This is a genomic window from Streptococcus oralis subsp. tigurinus (assembly GCF_002096275.1).
GTDB lineage: Bacteria > Bacillota > Bacilli > Lactobacillales > Streptococcaceae > Streptococcus > Streptococcus oralis_CN.
This window is the reverse complement of sequence record NZ_NCUG01000018.1, coordinates 482,782-497,604: the sequence shown is the minus strand read 5'-3', so window position 1 is coordinate 497,604 and position 14,823 is coordinate 482,782. Positions and strand designations below refer to the sequence as shown.

Here is a 14,823-nt window from a genome sequence, read left to right as displayed (position 1 = left end):
CTTGATATTGAGATAATAGTAGTGGTTGGTTCATTAAAACATAAAAAGAAGTAAAAAAAAGAACAGTGGTAACTGTTCTTTTTATGATTATTTGAGACCGTATTTTTTGTTGAAACGATCCACGCGTCCATCTGCTTGAGTGAACTTTTGACGTCCAGTGTAGAATGGGTGTGAGTCTGATGAAATTTCCACACGGATCAATGGGTAAGTTTCGCCTTCGAACTCAACAGTTTCGTTAGAGCGTTTTGTTGAACCGCTAAGGAATTTGTAACCAGTAGTTGTGTCCATGAAGACAACTGGGCGATATTCTGGATGGATATCTTTTTTCATTTTGCAATATTTCCTTTCTGCCATGGTCTCTTTGCGAGCCATAGATTGTTACCTTACTAGTCTATCAGATTCTGAAAAGTTTGGCAAGTATTTTATCAGTTTTTAAGCAAGTTTTTTAATTTTTGGTAGATGATTTCGTTTTCTTCTAGACTATAGGAATTGGCGCCACTAGCTAATGGATGTCCGCCCCCATCGTGACGTTTGGCAATCTCATTGATGGGAGTGATTTTACTGCGCATACGCACACGGAAGTGACCATCAGCTTGTTCAACAAAGATAGCCCAAGCCTTAACAGTATCAATTCGACCAGGTGCTCCTACAATCGCAGCTGTTTCAGCATCCGTAACCTTATATTCTTTCAAGATTTCTTGAGTAAGCAGAACGCGTGCGGCTCCGTTCTCATCAACTTCTAAGTGATCATAGACATAGCCTTGAAGTTTTGCAATCTTGAAGCTCATGGTATCCATTTGACGAGACAATCCAGCAAAGTCAAAATCAACTTCTCGGAGCTGGGCAGCTATTCTAAAGGTACGAGCACTAGTTGACGGGTAAAGAAAACGCCCTGTGTCCCCGACAATTCCTGCATAGAGAAGTCGTGCCGCTTCACTAGACAAAGCCAGCTGATTTTCTTGAGCAAATAGAGTAATCATCTCACTGGCACTGCTTGAACTTGTATCCACCCAAGATAGGTCACCATAAACATCATCATTTGGATGGTGATCGATTTTGATGGTAAAATCAGCTTGTTCATAACGTTTATCATCGATACGAGGACGATTTGCTGTATCACAAATAATAGCAAGAGCTCCTTGGTAGTCACTATCTTCAACAAGATCCATTTCCGCCATCCAGGTTAGAGTTGGTTCGTTATAACCGACTGCTTTGATAGTCTTTTCTGGAAAATGGTGTGTGAGAAGAGCTTTCAAGCCCACTTGACTCCCTAAGGCATCAGGATCTGGTTTCATATGACGATGAATGATAATAGTATCGTATTCTTTGATTTTCTCTAATATTTGCTGGCAAATTTCCATAAATAACCTCAATTCTTTCTCATTTCATTGTAGCACAAGAATTTTTATTTTTAAAATGAAAAAGATATGATATAATGGAGAAAGATAAATTGAGGAGGACGATATGGCATTAGCAAAAATTGTATTTGCCAGTATGACCGGTAATACCGAAGAAATTGCAGATATTGTAGCAGACAAATTACGTGACTTGGGCTTGGATGTCGATGTGGATGAATGTACGACTGTTGACGCTTCAGACTTCTTGGAAGCGGATATCGCAATCGTTGCTACTTACACCTACGGAGATGGAGAATTGCCAGATGAGATGATGGACTTCTACGAAGACCTAGCAGACCTCAACTTGAATGGTAAAATCTATGGAGTGGTCGGTTCAGGTGATACCTTCTACGACGAATTCTGTAAGGCTGTCGATGACTTTGATCGCGTTTTCGTAGCGACAGGAGCAGAAAAAGGTTCAGAGTGTGTTAAAGTTGATCTTTCTGCCGAAGAAGAAGACATCGAACGTTTGGAACAATTCGCAGAAGAATTGGCTGCAAAAGTAGGATAAGAATCAAACTGCGCTGACTGGAAGGAGTCGGTGCAGTTTTTTTATTAGTTTTTTGGATTTTACTAGCCTATTTAGAGGCTTTTTGATACAATAATTCAAATAAAGGAGGAGACTGTATGAATTTAGATATTATTCGCCAAGAAATTGATCAAATCGACGACCAAATTGTCAAGCTCCTAGAAGAACGAATGCATTTGGTTGAGGGAGTAGTTGCCTATAAGAAAGCCTCAGGAAAACCTATTTTAGATAGTAAGCGAGAAGAAGTCATTTTTGAAAAGGTAAGGAGTCGTGTAACCAATAAGAGTTACCAAGAAACCATTGTTGCGACTTTTTCAGATATTCTCAAACGTTCGCGTGATTATCAGGATCAAAACATCAAATGAAAAAAGAACAATTCTATCCGCTAGGGATATTTTTAGCTGCTATGTTGGGAGGCCTTGGCCGCTATCTGGTTTCCACTTGGTTACCAGCCAGTCCAGACTTTCCTTGGGGCACCCTCCTTGTCAACTATCTGGGAATTTTCTGCTTGGTCTATCTGGTAAAAGGTTATCTGGTCTATAAGGGAAGCAGTAAGGGCTTGGTTTTGGCGCTGGGTACAGGCTTTTGTGGTGGTTTAACAACCTTCTCTAGCCTGCTCTTGGATGCTGTGAAACTACTGGATGCCGGGCGTTATCTTAGTTTGGTCCTGTATTTGCTTTTGAGCATTGGAGGAGGCCTGTTCTTGGCTTATTTTCTAGGGAGGAAGAAATGGTAATGATCTATCTTGCAATCGCCTGCGGGCTTGGGGCCCTAGTACGGTATATCTTTTCTCGCTATAATCAAGATTCTAAATTGCCTTTAGGGACTCTCATAGCCAATCTTCTAGGCTGTTTTTTGATTGGCTTGCTCTACAACCATGTGGAGTCCAAGGAAGTTTATGCCGTCCTAGCGACAGGTTTCTGTGGTGGGTTGACGACCTTTTCAACTCTAAATGACGAGCTGCAAAGACTGTTAAGTGACAAGAAGGTATTTTATAGCTATTTCCTCTTAACTTACATAGGCGGTTTTGTTGCGATTTTTTTAGGAATTTTGCTATAAATTTCTTTACTTTTAGGTGGAAATTTGGTAAACTGTATCTTGTGCGTAATGGACGCACAAAAATACAGTTTATCCGCTGAGGAAGGTTCCTCAAGATTGACAAAGATAGGAGAATAAAATGAATCCATTAATCCAAAGTTTGACTGAAGGTCAACTTCGTACAGATATCCCATCATTCCGTCCTGGTGACACTGTTCGTGTACACGCGAAAGTTGTCGAAGGTAACCGTGAACGTATCCAGATTTTTGAAGGTGTTGTTATCGCACGTAAAGGTGCTGGCATCTCAGAAAACTACACAGTTCGTAAAATCTCTAACGGTGTAGGTGTTGAGCGTATCTTCCCAATCCACACTCCACGTGTTGAAAAGATCGAAGTTGTTCGTTATGGTAAAGTACGTCGTGCGAAATTGTACTACTTGCGTGCTCTTCAAGGTAAAGCAGCTCGTATCAAAGAAATCCGTCGTTAATTCGACTAAAAAACTCTGCTTACCCAGCAGAGTTTTTCTCTAGCTCCCTTAGTTCAATGGATATAACAACTCCCTCCTAAGGAGTAGTTGCAGGTTCGATTCCTGCAGGGGGCATATAAACTATTGATTTTACTAGGGTTTGAGGTATTTCGCCCCAAATTAACTTCTAATTACAAGAATTATATGAAGTACCGACATAGGTTCGATAAGAAATCGCTAGAATCAGTTTAACATATTATCACGAATTATAAACTTTGGAGTACTAATGGTTAATAAAGATTGTTCTTTTGATAAGGTAAAAGTTATCTTAAACGGAACTAGCAATTTTTATATTTCTTCAAATGAAGAGTTGAATAAATGTTTAGATCATGTTGTTCAGTTGATTTCGGATTCATATGTTTTATATATAAATAATTCATACACCTCCTCCTCTTTTTTAGCCATTAGTGTGCTAGAAGAGGTTGGAAAAATTCAAATGGGAATATTTATTAAAGGTTCAGATTCTTATGTGAGAAAAGACAAATTAAGAGTTCATAAGTCCAAACAAATTGTAGGAGCGAGCTACACTATTTGTATGGGCGAAAGGATTAAAAATGCAATTTCTAATGAAAATTTGGAAAAATTTTTCGATTTATTTATTCTGGTGAATTAAAAGATTTAAGAGAAAAAGCAATTTATTGTGATAGAAAAAATAACAGTGTTGTAATACCGAAAGATTTAATCACTCAAGAATTTGCAAGAAATTTGCTTTTATTTGCGATAGAATCGTTTGATGATAATCTAGTTGGCTGGACGAATTACTCAATAGAGTTATCAAAGAAAACTGATTGATTTTTTGAAATTGTTGCTAATTCTAAGATGAAATAGAAAAAACCGCTCTGCTGAGCGGTTTTCGTATTTTATCATACTTTACAATACCCATGTACGGATAGCATGGGCTACGCCAGATTCGTCATTTGTTTTAGTGATGTATTTGGCGATTTTTTTGAGTTCTGGATTTCCATTTTCCATAACAACGGGATTACCCACGACTTCCAGCATGGCACGGTCATTTTCTTCGTCACCAATCGCCATAGTTTCATCTTTGGTTAATCCGAGTTTTTCAGCTAAGTGAGTGATGGCTGAGCCCTTGTCTACATTCTTTTTAAGTAGTTCTAGGTAGAAAGGAGCAGATTTGTTGATAGAGTAGCGTTCGTAAAATTCTGCTGGGATTTTTTCAATCGCAGCATCCAGAATTTCTGGTTCATCGATAAACATACATTTGACGATTTCTTTATCAGCCATTTCTTCAGGTGTACGATAGAAGATTGGCATGCTGACGAGGGTTGATTCGTGTACCGTGTATTTTCCGATATTGCGATTGGCAGTATAGATACCATCCTTGGTAATAGCGTGCATGTGGACACCGAGCTTACGGCTGAGAAATTCCATATCCAAATAATCCTCATAGGTCAAGGATTCGCTGATAATCTCATGGCCAGTAGCAGTTTCTTGGACAAGGCCACCGTTGAAGGTCACCACATAGTCACCCTCATCTCTCAACTGCAAGTCGTCCAGAAGTTTGGCAACACCTGCGATGGGACGACCTGTTGCAATCACGATTTTGACACCGGCTTGTTTGGCGTCTTGGATGGCAGAAAAGACTTCAGGAGTGATTTCTCTTTTACTGTTGACTAGGGTACCATCGATATCGACGGCGATTAGTTTAATACTCATAAATTTCCTCTTCTAGTTTTTATTTGGGGTAAAATGATCGTTCTCAATCAAGTGTAAAAATTGCTGGGTAATGCTTGCGAAGATGCTGTTTTGGTCCAACATTTCTTTCGGAAAATAGAAACGATTGTCTCCGTGGCGACTGCCAGCAAGGGATTGAACGATAGGAGATAAGCAAGAGAGTTCTGCCAGTTCTCCATTTTTCTGTAGAATCTCAATCTGTGTTCGTGGATTTTCAGATTCGGGACGATAGATATCATAAGGGAGGTCAAAATTCTTATGAATAGCAGTATAGTAGTCGGGATCAAAACCGATTTCTTCAACCAGTTGTCTCATGGTTGCGAGTTGGTCTTGGTCTTCTTGTGAAAAAGTAATGGATTTAAAGACCTTGCGGTTGACAAAGCGCTGCGACAAGTCGGCTAGTATCTTATCTGGACTAGTCATCCAGAGCTGGAAGTAGGTATTCATCACGCCATCATCCAGAGCTAGATAGTCAGGCAAGGTCACATTTTTTTCAAAGAAAGGAAGGAGATGTGGAGAAGTTCGTGCAAAGAAGTCCTTGTCTTTAGGATAGAGTTCCTTAGCGCGTTTGAGGAGATTCTGTAGGAGAACTTCCATAGCCCGAGTTGCTGGGTGGAAATAAACCTGCATATACATCTGATAGCGACTGAGGACATAGTCTTCGATAGCGTGCATGCCGTTGCGCTGAAAGGCGATGCCATTTTCGACAGGACGAATGACTCGGAGGATCCGTGTCAGGTCAAATTCCCCATAAGATGCTCCTGTAAAATAGGAGTCGCGCAAGAGATAGTCCATGCGGTCTGCATCAATCTGACTGGAAATGAGCTGTACGACCTGCTTGTTAGGATAGGTATGGTCGATGACACTGGCTACTTTTTCTGGAAAATCTGGCGCTACTTGAAGTAGGACTTGGTGAATCTCTGTCTCAGGACTTTGGATAATTTCCTGAGTAATGGCCTCATGATCTGTATCAAAGAGATTTTCAAAAGTATGGGAGTAGGCACCGTGTCCTAGGTCGTGTAGGAGAGCAGCGGTCATGGTCAAGAGAGACTCAGCAGGATCCCATTCTTCAGGATATTTTTCTTCAAAAATCTCCGTGATACGACGTGCAATCTCATAGACCCCCAAACAGTGGGAAAAGCGGCTGTGCTCCCCACCGTGGAAGGTATAACTGGAAGTTCCTAGTTGCTTAATACGGCGCAGACGTTGAAATTCCTTTGTATTGATCAAGTCATAGATGATTTGATTATTGACATGAATGTAGTTGTGAACTGGGTCACGGAATACTTTTTCGTTCATATGACTATTATAGCAAAATCCTGCTCTTTTTGGTAAAATAGTAGGACAAGAGACAGAAAGAGGATTTGATGTGAAGATTCGGATGCGAAATACGATTCAGTTTGATGAAGAGTTGGAGGTCATCGATCAACTCTATGACGTGGAAGTACGTGAAAAAGGAGATTATGGCTATTTACTCTTTTACAATGAGGAAAAGGAAAAAGTGGTACTCAAGTTTCATCAAGAAGAACTGGTGATGACCCGTTTCTCGAGTCCTAAGACCATCATGCGCTTTCTAAAGGATAGTGATAGTTTGGCCTATATTCCTACTCCAATGGGGATGCAGGAGTTTATTATTCAAACGAGTCATTACAAATTGGATGGGCAAAAGATTGAGCTAGCCTATCAACTACAAAACCAAGAGGGGCATCCCTTTGCCAGCTATCAATTGGAAATTACTTGGGGATAAGAAAAAGGTTGGCGAATGCCAACCTTATTTGATATAGAGTTCTTGATTTTTTAGGACAATTTCACGTACACTTGCGAATTTCTTGAGTTTTTTAAGTTCTTCAGGATGGGTTACGAGAGTGATTACGTAGCCCTCTTTGCCCATGCGACCTGTACGGCCAGCGCGGTGGGTGTAAGTTTCGATGTCTCTAGGAATATCAAAGTTTACGACGCATTCTAGGCTATCAATATCAATTCCACGAGCCAGAAGGTCTGTTGCAAGGAGCAAGGTTAGCTGCTTGTCCTTAAACTTTTCCAAGATAACTTTTCTAAACTTGACATTGACATCACTAGCGAGGGAAACAGCCAAGATATCCCGATACTGTAGTTTTTCCTCAGCACTTCCAAGGTCTGAGAGGCCATTAAAGAAGATCAGACCGCGGAAATCCTCAACATGAGCTAGTTTTCGTAGCATATCCACTCGGTGACGTTGGTCAACCTGCATGTAGAAGTGTTGGATGTTGTCTAACTTTTGGTCAGAAAGGTCGATGGTGCGCGTGTTTGGAGCAATCTTTTCTTGGTCAAACTTGGTCGTCGCACTCATGTAGATGAGTTGGTGGTCACGAGGTGCGTAGTGGGTAATTTTCTCGACAAAGTGAATCTGAGAATCATCGAGCAATTGGTCAAATTCATCCAGAATGACAGTTTCCACATTCATCATCTTGATTTTTTTCAATTTAATCAACTCAAAGATACGGCCAGGAGTTCCAATCAGAATTTCTGGTCCTTTTTTTAGGCGTTCAATCTGGCGTTTCTGACTCGAACCTGATAAGAAGAGCTGAGCAGTCAAGCCGATAGCCTCTGACCACGTTTTACATACATCAAAAATCTGTCCAGCAAGTTCTGTATTCGGTGCTAGAATCAAGAGTTGTTGGGCTTTTTTCTTTTGTAGTCTGAGAAGACTTGGCAGGAGGTAAGCGAGGGTCTTACCAGTTCCTGTTGGGCTCACTCCCAGAAGGTTTTCTCTAGCAAGTATAGGCTCAAATAGTTGAGTTTGAATGGGGGTGAATTCTTGGAAACCAAGTTGGTCACTTAGTTCTTGCCATTCAGTAGGTAGTTTGGTTTTCATTTTTCTGCCTCAAATCTAATGCCAGCAGTCTGGCGCATGGTATATAATAGGTCATGAACAGAACCTGCATCATCCAGCCAGTTCTGGTAAAGTGTCTGGTCTGGTTGCTGAATCATGTGTGCAAATGCAGCGGCTTCCTCAGCCATCGTATGAGGAGCTTGTTGGATAGGGAGCTGGACTTGATTTCCTTGGTGGTCGGTAAAAATAGCTGAGCGTACATGCTCAATCGTGTTGAGTGTCAAGGTTCCATCTGCTGTGTAAATCTCACAAGGAAGATTGGAAGTGATGTTTTTCCCAGCCTTGATGTGAACTTGAAAGTCTGGGTAGAAGAGGATACCATCACCATTTAGGTCAATGCTATTGTCAAGCTGTTGAGCCTGATAGGTCGGGTCCTGAGCTTTTCCAAAGAGGCGAACGGCAGCGTAGAGAGGATAAATCCCCAAGTCCATAAGAGCTCCGCCAGCAAAACGGTCTGAAAAGACATTTGGCGTCTGTCCAGCCAACAAATCAGGCATCTTGGAAGAATACTTGGCATAATTGAAATCTGCTCCCAAGATTTGCTTGTCTGCCAAAAAATTCTTAATAGTGGTAAAAGCTTCCTCGTGGTAATTACGAGCCGCCTCAAAGATAAAACAATTATTTTTCTCAGCTGTTTGAATTAGATTCAGCCATTCTTGTGGCTGAGTGACAGCTGGTTTTTCAAGAATGACGTGCTTACCAGCAGACAAGGCAGCCTTGGCTTGAACAAAATGCAAGGAGTTTGGACTGGCGATATAGACTACATCAAAGGAAGACTTAAAGAAGTCTTCTAATTGATCAAAGAGTTGGATATTCTGATAGCGAGAAGCAAAGGTTGCAGCAGTTTCTCGTTTTCTAGAATAGACTGCGACCAGCTGGTATTCTCCGCTAGCATGGGCAGCTTCTATGAAATGATGGCTGATAGCGCTAGTTCCGATGACACCTAATTTAAGCATAGATACTCCTTTTCCGACTTCAATTCCTTCCTTCATTATATCATAGAAAAGAAGGACTATCCAACAGATGGTAAAAATTTTCAAATGAACTACGCATTTCTTGGAGAAAGTGGTACAATGTTTAGATAAGTAGATGAAATGAAAAGGGGGAGAAAATGAGATTATTACCAATAAGAAAAATATCACGTCAGTCTAAGAGACTAGCGCTTTTTTTGACTTTTTGCGCAGGATATGTAGATGCCTATACCTTTATCGTGCGAGGAAATACCCTGGTGGCAGGACAGACTGGGAATGTGGTTTTTCTATCAGTAGGACTCATTCAACACAATGTGTCAGATGCCAGTGCTAAAGTAATGACCTTGCTAGCTTTTATGATGGGAGTCCTTTTATTAACTATTTATAAGGAAAAATTGAGAATTGTTAAAAAGCCAATTTTGTCCGTAATTCCACTTGCAGTCCTGTCCCTAATTATAGGGTTTGTGCCGCAAACTGTAGAGAATATCTATCTCGTACCGCCATTGGCCTTTTGTATGGGATTGGTGACAACTGCTTTTGGAGAAGTGTCAGGGATTGCCTATAATAATGCTTTTATGACAGGAAATATCAAACGAACTATGTTGGCTTTTGGTGATTATTGCCGGACCAAGCATACGCCTTTCCTACGAGAGGGCTTGATTTTTGTTAGCTTACTTAGCAGTTTTGTCTTCGGAGTTATTTTTTCAGCTTATTTGACGATTTACTATCAGGAGAAGACAATTCTAGGTATTCCTCTTATGATGAGTATCTTTTACTTCAGCATGCTTTTTGCTTCTTGGAGAAAAAAAGGGAAAGAAAATCTTAATTTTAATTGATTTTACTTGTAAGAAAAAAGAAGATATGCTATAATTGAAGAGTTGACTATGCACAATCCTGTGCAACCGCACGAACATCGTTTGCTCGTCGTATACAAAATTTAAACTTCGACATAATCGCCTTGCCTAACACAAGTTATGCCTTCGGCTCAATTCCTAGTTTATTCTTTGTTATACTTAGAGCCTTTCTTTTAAGTGGTTCGTCCCACGATGCTAGGCGAGTCTTCACAAAAATACGGGGAAACCCTAAAAATCATAGGAGGTGCATAATGAGCACATACGCAATTATCAAAACTGGCGGAAAACAAGTTAAAGTTGAAGTTGGTCAAGCAGTTTACGTTGAAAAATTGAACGTTGAAGCTGGTCAAGAAGTTACTTTTAACGAAGTTGTTCTTGTTGGTGGTGAAAACACTGTTGTCGGAACTCCACTTGTTGCTGGAGCTACTGTAGTTGGAACTGTTGAAAAACAAGGAAAACAAAAGAAAGTTGTTACTTACAAGTACAAACCTAAAAAAGGTAGCCACCGTAAACAAGGTCACCGTCAACCATATACAAAAGTTGTCATCAACGCGATCAACGCTTAATTTTAAGGAGAACACATGATACAAGCAGTCTTTGAGAGAGCCGAAGATGGCGAGCTGAGGAGTGCGGAAATTACTGGACACGCCGAAAGTGGCGAATACGGCTTAGATGTCGTGTGTGCATCGGTTTCTACGCTTGCCATTAACTTTATCAATTCCATTGAGAAATTTGCAGGCTATGAACCAATCTTAGAATTAAACGAAGATGAAGGTGGCTATCTAAAGGTTGAAATACCAGCGGATCTTCCTTCGCACCAGAGAGAAATGACCCAGTTATTCTTCGAATCATTTTTCTTAGGTATGGCAAACTTATCGGAGAACTCTTCTGAGTTCGTCCAAACCAGAGTTATCACAGAAAACTAACACGGAGGAAAACATTATGTTAAAAATGACTCTTAACAACTTGCAACTTTTCGCCCACAAAAAAGGTGGAGGTTCTACATCAAACGGACGTGATTCACAAGCGAAACGTCTTGGAGCTAAAGCAGCTGACGGACAAACTGTAACAGGTGGATCAATCCTTTACCGTCAACGTGGTACACACATCTACCCAGGTGTAAACGTTGGACGTGGTGGAGACGATACTTTGTTCGCTAAAGTTGAAGGCGTAGTACGCTTTGAACGTAAAGGACGTGATAAAAAACAAGTTTCTGTTTACCCAATCGCAAAATAAAAAGGTCCAGGGAACCTTTTTATCCCGAGCCTTGAAATGACAAGGCAAGGAAGCTAGAAGTAGCATTAAATAAGGCTTTCCGAGTTTTCGGAGAGCCTATTTTTTGTTTTGGTACCCATATTGAATTTAATAAAGAATAGTTAGATTTAAACTTGCGATGGACACTTTTTTCTTTTTTGGAAAAATTCTGAAATATGGTATAATGAACAGATAGAGAAGTTGGGGGTAAAAGATGAACATTCAACAATTACGCTATGTTGTGGCCATTGCCAATAGTGGTACTTTCCGTGAAGCTGCAGAAAAGATGTATGTTAGTCAGCCAAGTCTGTCTATTTCTGTGCGCGATTTGGAAAAAGAGCTGGGTTTTAAGATTTTCCGTCGGACGAGTTCAGGAACGTTTTTGACACGTCGCGGTATGGAATTTTATGAGAAAGCGCAAGAATTGGTCAAAGGCTTTGATGTTTTTCAAAATCAGTATGCAAATCCTGAGGAAGAAAAGGATGAATTTTCCATTGCCAGCCAGCACTATGACTTCTTGCCACCAACCATTACGGCCTTTTCAGAGCGCTATCCTGACTACAAAAACTTCCGTATTTTTGAGTCCACTACCGTTCAAATCCTAGATGAAGTAGCTCAGGGTCACAGTGAGATTGGGATTATCTACCTTAATAATCAAAATCAAAAGGGAATTATGCAACGGGTTGAAAAGCTTGGTTTAGAAGTTATCGAACTAATTCCTTTCCAGACTCACATTTATCTTCGTGAAGGGCATCCTTTAGCACAGAAAGAGGAATTGGTCATGGAGGACCTAGCGGATTTACCAACAGTTCGTTTCACTCAGGAAAAGGATGAGTACTTATACTATTCAGAGAACTTTGTCGACACCAGCGCGAGCTCCCAGATGTTCAATGTGACGGACCGTGCTACTTTGAATGGTATTTTGGAGAGGACGGATGCTTATGCGACTGGATCTGGATTTTTAGATAGTGACAGTGTTAATGGAATCACAGTTATTCGTCTCAAGGATAATCTAGATAACCGCATGGTCTATGTCAAACGGGAAGAAGTGGAGCTTAGCCAAGCTGGTACCCTTTTCGTTGAGGTTATGCAAGAATATTTTGATCAAAAGAGGAAATCATGAAAAAAAGAGGAATAGTGGCAGTCATTGTACTGCTTTTGATTGGGCTGGATCAGTTGGTCAAAAATTATGTTGTCCAGCAGATTCCACTGGGTGAAGTGCGTTCGTGGATACCTAATCTCGTTAGCTTGACCTATCTGCAAAATAGAGGAGCAGCCTTTTCCATGCTGCAAGACCAGCAGTGGTTTTTTGCTGTCATTACACTGGTCGTCATGGCGGGTGCTATTTGGTATCTACATAAGCACATGGAGGACTCTCTCTGGTTGGTTTTTGGATTGACTCTAATTATCGCGGGAGGTCTGGGCAACTTTATCGACAGAATGAGTCAAGGTTTTGTGGTGGATATGTTTCACCTAGACTTTATCAACTTTGCGATTTTCAATGTGGCTGACAGCTATTTGACAGTTGGTGTCATTGTTTTATTGATTGCAATGCTTAAAGAGGAAGTAAATGGAAATAAAAATTGAAACTGGTGGGCAACGTTTAGACAAGGCTCTGTCTGATCTGACAGAATTGTCACGCAGTCTCGCTAATGAACAAATCAAGGCTGGACAAGTCTTGGTTAATGGGCAAGCCAAGAAAGCAAAATACACTGTCCAAGAGGGGGATATCGTCACCTACCATGTGCCAGAACCAGAGGTTTTAGAGTATGTTGCTGAGGAACTTCCTCTGGAAATTATCTACCAAGATGAGCATGTAGCCGTCGTCAACAAACCTCAAGGGATGGTGGTCCATCCGAGTGCCGGTCATACTAGCGGAACCTTGGTCAATGCCCTCATGTACCATATCAAAGACTTGTCGGGTATCAATGGGGTTCTTCGTCCAGGAATTGTTCACCGTATTGACAAGGATACGTCTGGTCTCCTCATGATTGCAAAAAATGATGAGGCCCACTTGGCGCTTGCCCAAGAACTCAAGGACAAGAAGTCTCTACGTAAGTACTGGGCGATTGTTCATGGCAATCTTCCCAATGATCGTGGTGTGATTGAAGCACCGATTGGTCGGAGCGAAAAAGACCGTAAGAAACAGGCTGTGACTGCTAAAGGGAAACCGGCAGTGACGCGTTTTCACGTCTTGGAACGTTTTGGTGATTATACCTTAGTGGAGTTGCAACTGGAAACAGGGCGTACCCACCAAATTCGTGTTCACATGGCTTATATTGGTCATCCAGTCGCTGGGGATGAGGTCTATGGTCCTCGAAAAACGCTGAAAGGACATGGACAGTTTCTCCATGCTAAAACTCTAGGATTTACCCATCCGAAAACAGGTGAAACCTTGGAGTTTACGGCAGATATTCCAGATATTTTTAAAGAAACCTTGGAGAGATTAAGAAAGAATTAGACGTGATAAAAGAGTTGAGATGCCTTGTCTCAACCTTTTTTATTTCAAGTCTTTTCTATTTTAAAACATTCATGTTATAATGGATAAATATGAAGAATCGGAGTGAGAATATGAAGTACAAACGAATCGTCTTTAAGGTAGGGACATCTTCCTTGACAAATGAAGACGGGAGTTTATCAAGAAGTAAAGTAAAGGTAATTACCCAACAATTAGCTATGCTACATGAAGCTGGACATGAGTTGATTTTGGTGTCATCTGGGGCAGTAGCCGCTGGATTTGGAGCTTTGGGTTTTAAAAAACGTCCGACCAAGATTGCAGATAAACAAGCTTCGGCTGCAGTTGGTCAGGGACTTTTGTTGGAGGAATACACAACCAACCTCCTCATGCGCCAGATCGTTTCTGCGCAAATTTTGCTGACACAGGATGATTTTGTAGATAAACGTCGCTATAAGAATGCTCATCAGGCCTTGTCTGTATTGCTTCATCGTGGGGCAATCCCCATCATCAATGAAAATGACAGTGTCGTCATTGACGAACTCAAGGTGGGGGATAATGACACTCTGAGTGCCCAGGTAGCAGCTATGGTTCAAGCGGATCTTTTGGTTCTCTTGACGGATGTGGACGGTCTCTATACTGGAAATCCCAATTCAGATCCAAGAGCTAAACGTCTTGATAAAATCGAGACCATCAATCGTGAGATTATTGATATGGCTGGTGGAGCAGGTTCGTCTAATGGTACAGGTGGGATGTTGACTAAGATCAAGGCGGCTACGATCGCAACGGAGTCGGGGGTGTCAGTCTATATTTGCTCCTCTTTGAAATCAGATGCCCTGATTGAGGCAGCGGAAGAGACCAAGGATGGTTCTTTCTTTGTTGCGCAAGAGAAGGGACTTCGTACCCAGAAACAATGGCTAGCCTTCTATGCTCAAAGTCAAGGAACGATTTGGGTAGATGGTGGAGCTGCAGAAGCACTTTCAAAAAACGGAAAAAGTCTCCTTTTATCAGGTGTGGTAGAAGTGGAAGGGAACTTCTCTTACCATGATATTGTCACAGTAGCAGATAAAGAAACAGGTCAATCTCTTGGAAAGGGACGTGTCCAATTTGGCGTCTCAGCCCTAGAAGATATGCTCCGTTCTCAAAAAGTCAAGGGAGTCTTGATTCACCGTGATGACTGGATTTCTATCACTCCTGAAATCCAGCTGCTCTTTACAGAATTTTAGAGGTGA

General features: G+C 41.2%; 20 protein-coding genes, 1 tRNA gene and 2 pseudogenes. 16 read left to right on the top strand and 7 right to left on the bottom strand.

Features of this window, described 5'->3' with window-relative positions:
• Window positions 1–87: 87 nt before the first annotated feature.
• Together B7725_RS07600 and B7725_RS07595 are read right to left on the bottom strand one after the other, a co-directional pair.
• Entirely contained in the window at window positions 88–330 is a 243-nt protein-coding gene (locus tag B7725_RS07600; protein ID WP_000710762.1) for a type B 50S ribosomal protein L31, read from the bottom strand.
• A gap of 95 nt (window positions 331–425) precedes the next feature.
• Window positions 426–1,361 carry a DHH family phosphoesterase gene (locus B7725_RS07595; RefSeq protein ID WP_084875463.1) on the bottom strand — a complete coding sequence of 312 codons (936 nt, stop codon included), beginning with the start codon at window positions 1,359–1,361 and terminating at the stop codon, window positions 426–428.
• 103 nt (window positions 1,362–1,464) lie between these two features.
• Here B7725_RS07595 and B7725_RS07590 point away from each other — a divergent pair, with 103 nt between their 5' ends.
• From B7725_RS07590 to B7725_RS07560, 7 genes and pseudogenes are all read left to right on the top strand, one after another.
• Complete coding sequence (locus B7725_RS07590) at window positions 1,465–1,908, top strand: flavodoxin (RefSeq protein WP_001162125.1); 444 nt, start codon at window positions 1,465–1,467, stop codon at window positions 1,906–1,908.
• Window positions 1,909–2,024: 116 nt separating this feature from the next.
• Window positions 2,025–2,291, top strand: coding sequence for a chorismate mutase (locus B7725_RS07585; protein WP_001046956.1), 267 nt, complete (start codon window positions 2,025–2,027; stop codon window positions 2,289–2,291).
• Entirely contained in the window at window positions 2,288–2,662 is a 375-nt protein-coding gene (gene crcB, locus B7725_RS07580) for a fluoride efflux transporter CrcB (protein WP_084875461.1), read from the top strand. Before B7725_RS07585 ends, crcB (B7725_RS07580) begins: the two co-directional genes overlap by 4 nt.
• On the top strand, window positions 2,656–2,985 hold the full coding sequence (crcB, locus tag B7725_RS07575) for a fluoride efflux transporter CrcB (RefSeq protein ID WP_084875460.1): 330 nt from the start codon (window positions 2,656–2,658) through the stop codon (window positions 2,983–2,985). The genes crcB (B7725_RS07580) and crcB (B7725_RS07575) overlap by 7 nt, the downstream gene beginning before the upstream one ends.
• Window positions 2,986–3,103: 118 nt before the next feature.
• Entirely contained in the window at window positions 3,104–3,451 is a 348-nt protein-coding gene (gene rplS, locus B7725_RS07570; RefSeq protein WP_001068669.1) for a 50S ribosomal protein L19, read from the top strand.
• A gap of 42 nt (window positions 3,452–3,493) precedes the next feature.
• Window positions 3,494–3,565: transfer RNA gene (locus B7725_RS07565), tRNA-Arg, on the top strand.
• A gap of 151 nt (window positions 3,566–3,716) precedes the next feature.
• A pseudogene (locus tag B7725_RS07560) lies at window positions 3,717–4,282 on the top strand (AbiV family abortive infection protein).
• Between the two features lie 78 nt (window positions 4,283–4,360).
• Here B7725_RS07560 and yidA read toward each other — a convergent pair.
• On the bottom strand, window positions 4,361–5,167 hold the full coding sequence (yidA, locus tag B7725_RS07555; RefSeq protein WP_084875458.1) for a sugar-phosphatase: 807 nt from the start codon (window positions 5,165–5,167) through the stop codon (window positions 4,361–4,363).
• A 12-nt stretch (window positions 5,168–5,179) separates the two neighbouring features.
• Window positions 5,180–6,484 carry an HD domain-containing protein gene (locus tag B7725_RS07550; protein ID WP_084875456.1) on the bottom strand — a complete coding sequence of 435 codons (1,305 nt, stop codon included), beginning with the start codon at window positions 6,482–6,484 and terminating at the stop codon, window positions 5,180–5,182.
• A gap of 70 nt (window positions 6,485–6,554) precedes the next feature.
• Between B7725_RS07550 and B7725_RS07545 the strand changes: the two genes are divergently transcribed.
• A complete protein-coding gene (locus tag B7725_RS07545; protein ID WP_084875455.1) occupies window positions 6,555–6,932 on the top strand; it encodes a YwiB family protein in 378 nt (125 codons plus the stop codon).
• A gap of 24 nt (window positions 6,933–6,956) precedes the next feature.
• Here the strand turns inward: B7725_RS07545 and B7725_RS07540 are convergent, their stop codons facing one another.
• Both B7725_RS07540 and B7725_RS07535 read right to left on the bottom strand, forming a co-directional pair.
• On the bottom strand, window positions 6,957–8,039 hold the full coding sequence (locus B7725_RS07540; RefSeq protein ID WP_007521532.1) for a DEAD/DEAH box helicase: 1,083 nt from the start codon (window positions 8,037–8,039) through the stop codon (window positions 6,957–6,959).
• Complete coding sequence (locus B7725_RS07535) at window positions 8,036–9,013, bottom strand: Gfo/Idh/MocA family protein (RefSeq protein ID WP_084875453.1); 978 nt, start codon at window positions 9,011–9,013, stop codon at window positions 8,036–8,038. Before B7725_RS07535 ends, B7725_RS07540 begins: the two co-directional genes overlap by 4 nt.
• Before the next feature lie 155 nt (window positions 9,014–9,168).
• Between B7725_RS07535 and B7725_RS07530 the strand changes: the two genes are divergently transcribed.
• The 4 genes from B7725_RS07530 (at window position 9,169) to rpmA (ending at window position 11,118) form a co-directional block, all read left to right on the top strand.
• A complete protein-coding gene (locus B7725_RS07530; protein ID WP_084875452.1) occupies window positions 9,169–9,864 on the top strand; it encodes a YoaK family protein in 696 nt (231 codons plus the stop codon).
• Between the two features lie 269 nt (window positions 9,865–10,133).
• Window positions 10,134–10,448 carry a 50S ribosomal protein L21 gene (gene rplU, locus B7725_RS07525; RefSeq protein ID WP_000109141.1) on the top strand — a complete coding sequence of 105 codons (315 nt, stop codon included), beginning with the start codon at window positions 10,134–10,136 and terminating at the stop codon, window positions 10,446–10,448.
• 15 nt (window positions 10,449–10,463) lie between these two features.
• A complete protein-coding gene (locus B7725_RS07520) occupies window positions 10,464–10,808 on the top strand; it encodes a ribosomal-processing cysteine protease Prp (RefSeq protein ID WP_000613697.1) in 345 nt (114 codons plus the stop codon).
• 16 nt (window positions 10,809–10,824) lie between these two features.
• Window positions 10,825–11,118 carry a 50S ribosomal protein L27 gene (rpmA, locus tag B7725_RS07515; protein WP_000916509.1) on the top strand — a complete coding sequence of 98 codons (294 nt, stop codon included), beginning with the start codon at window positions 10,825–10,827 and terminating at the stop codon, window positions 11,116–11,118.
• Between the two features lie 144 nt (window positions 11,119–11,262).
• On the opposite strand, the pseudogene B7725_RS10150 reads toward rpmA, so the two are convergent.
• Window positions 11,263–11,358: pseudogene (locus B7725_RS10150) on the bottom strand (AraC family transcriptional regulator); the annotation flags it as partial.
• On the opposite strand from B7725_RS10150, the gene B7725_RS07510 reads away from it, so the two are divergent.
• The 4 genes from B7725_RS07510 (at window position 11,351) to proB (ending at window position 14,817) form a co-directional block, all read left to right on the top strand.
• Entirely contained in the window at window positions 11,351–12,259 is a 909-nt protein-coding gene (locus B7725_RS07510; RefSeq protein ID WP_001025723.1) for a LysR family transcriptional regulator, read from the top strand. The pseudogene B7725_RS10150 and the gene B7725_RS07510 overlap by 8 nt on opposite strands.
• Complete coding sequence (gene lspA / locus B7725_RS07505) at window positions 12,256–12,723, top strand: signal peptidase II (protein WP_084875451.1); 468 nt, start codon at window positions 12,256–12,258, stop codon at window positions 12,721–12,723. Before B7725_RS07510 ends, lspA begins: the two co-directional genes overlap by 4 nt.
• The gene (locus B7725_RS07500; protein WP_084875449.1) at window positions 12,707–13,597 is read left to right on the top strand and encodes an RluA family pseudouridine synthase; all 891 of its coding nucleotides are present in this window, start codon (window positions 12,707–12,709) and stop codon (window positions 13,595–13,597) included. The genes lspA and B7725_RS07500 overlap by 17 nt, the downstream gene beginning before the upstream one ends.
• A 110-nt stretch (window positions 13,598–13,707) precedes the next feature.
• Window positions 13,708–14,817, top strand: a complete 1,110-nt coding sequence (proB, locus tag B7725_RS07495; RefSeq protein ID WP_239823782.1) for a glutamate 5-kinase — start codon at window positions 13,708–13,710, stop codon at window positions 14,815–14,817.
• Window positions 14,818–14,823 lie beyond the last annotated feature (6 nt).

Bases quoted from the DNA above. Each gene is read 5' to 3' on its own strand.
- B7725_RS07535 (WP_084875453.1), bottom strand. From the start codon at position 9,013: ATGCTTAAATTAGGTGTCATCGGAACTAGCGCTATCAGCCATCATTTC.
- B7725_RS07500 (WP_084875449.1), top strand. From the start codon at position 12,707: ATGGAAATAAAAATTGAAACTGGTGGGCAACGTTTAGACAAGGCTCTG.
- B7725_RS07595 (WP_084875463.1), bottom strand. From the start codon at position 1,361: ATGGAAATTTGCCAGCAAATATTAGAGAAAATCAAAGAATACGATACT.
- crcB (WP_084875460.1), top strand. From the start codon at position 2,656: ATGGTAATGATCTATCTTGCAATCGCCTGCGGGCTTGGGGCCCTAGTA.
- rplU (WP_000109141.1), top strand. From the start codon at position 10,134: ATGAGCACATACGCAATTATCAAAACTGGCGGAAAACAAGTTAAAGTT.
- B7725_RS07590 (WP_001162125.1), top strand. From the start codon at position 1,465: ATGGCATTAGCAAAAATTGTATTTGCCAGTATGACCGGTAATACCGAA.
- rpmA (WP_000916509.1), top strand. From the start codon at position 10,825: ATGTTAAAAATGACTCTTAACAACTTGCAACTTTTCGCCCACAAAAAA.
- B7725_RS07540 (WP_007521532.1), bottom strand. From the start codon at position 8,039: ATGAAAACCAAACTACCTACTGAATGGCAAGAACTAAGTGACCAACTT.
- B7725_RS07585 (WP_001046956.1), top strand. From the start codon at position 2,025: ATGAATTTAGATATTATTCGCCAAGAAATTGATCAAATCGACGACCAA.
- crcB (WP_084875461.1), top strand. From the start codon at position 2,288: ATGAAAAAAGAACAATTCTATCCGCTAGGGATATTTTTAGCTGCTATG.
- proB (WP_239823782.1), top strand. From the start codon at position 13,708: ATGAAGTACAAACGAATCGTCTTTAAGGTAGGGACATCTTCCTTGACA.
- rplS (WP_001068669.1), top strand. From the start codon at position 3,104: ATGAATCCATTAATCCAAAGTTTGACTGAAGGTCAACTTCGTACAGAT.
- B7725_RS07600 (WP_000710762.1), bottom strand. From the start codon at position 330: ATGAAAAAAGATATCCATCCAGAATATCGCCCAGTTGTCTTCATGGAC.
- lspA (WP_084875451.1), top strand. From the start codon at position 12,256: ATGAAAAAAAGAGGAATAGTGGCAGTCATTGTACTGCTTTTGATTGGG.
- yidA (WP_084875458.1), bottom strand. From the start codon at position 5,167: ATGAGTATTAAACTAATCGCCGTCGATATCGATGGTACCCTAGTCAAC.
- B7725_RS07530 (WP_084875452.1), top strand. From the start codon at position 9,169: ATGAGATTATTACCAATAAGAAAAATATCACGTCAGTCTAAGAGACTA.
- B7725_RS07520 (WP_000613697.1), top strand. From the start codon at position 10,464: ATGATACAAGCAGTCTTTGAGAGAGCCGAAGATGGCGAGCTGAGGAGT.
- B7725_RS07550 (WP_084875456.1), bottom strand. From the start codon at position 6,484: ATGAACGAAAAAGTATTCCGTGACCCAGTTCACAACTACATTCATGTC.
- B7725_RS07510 (WP_001025723.1), top strand. From the start codon at position 11,351: ATGAACATTCAACAATTACGCTATGTTGTGGCCATTGCCAATAGTGGT.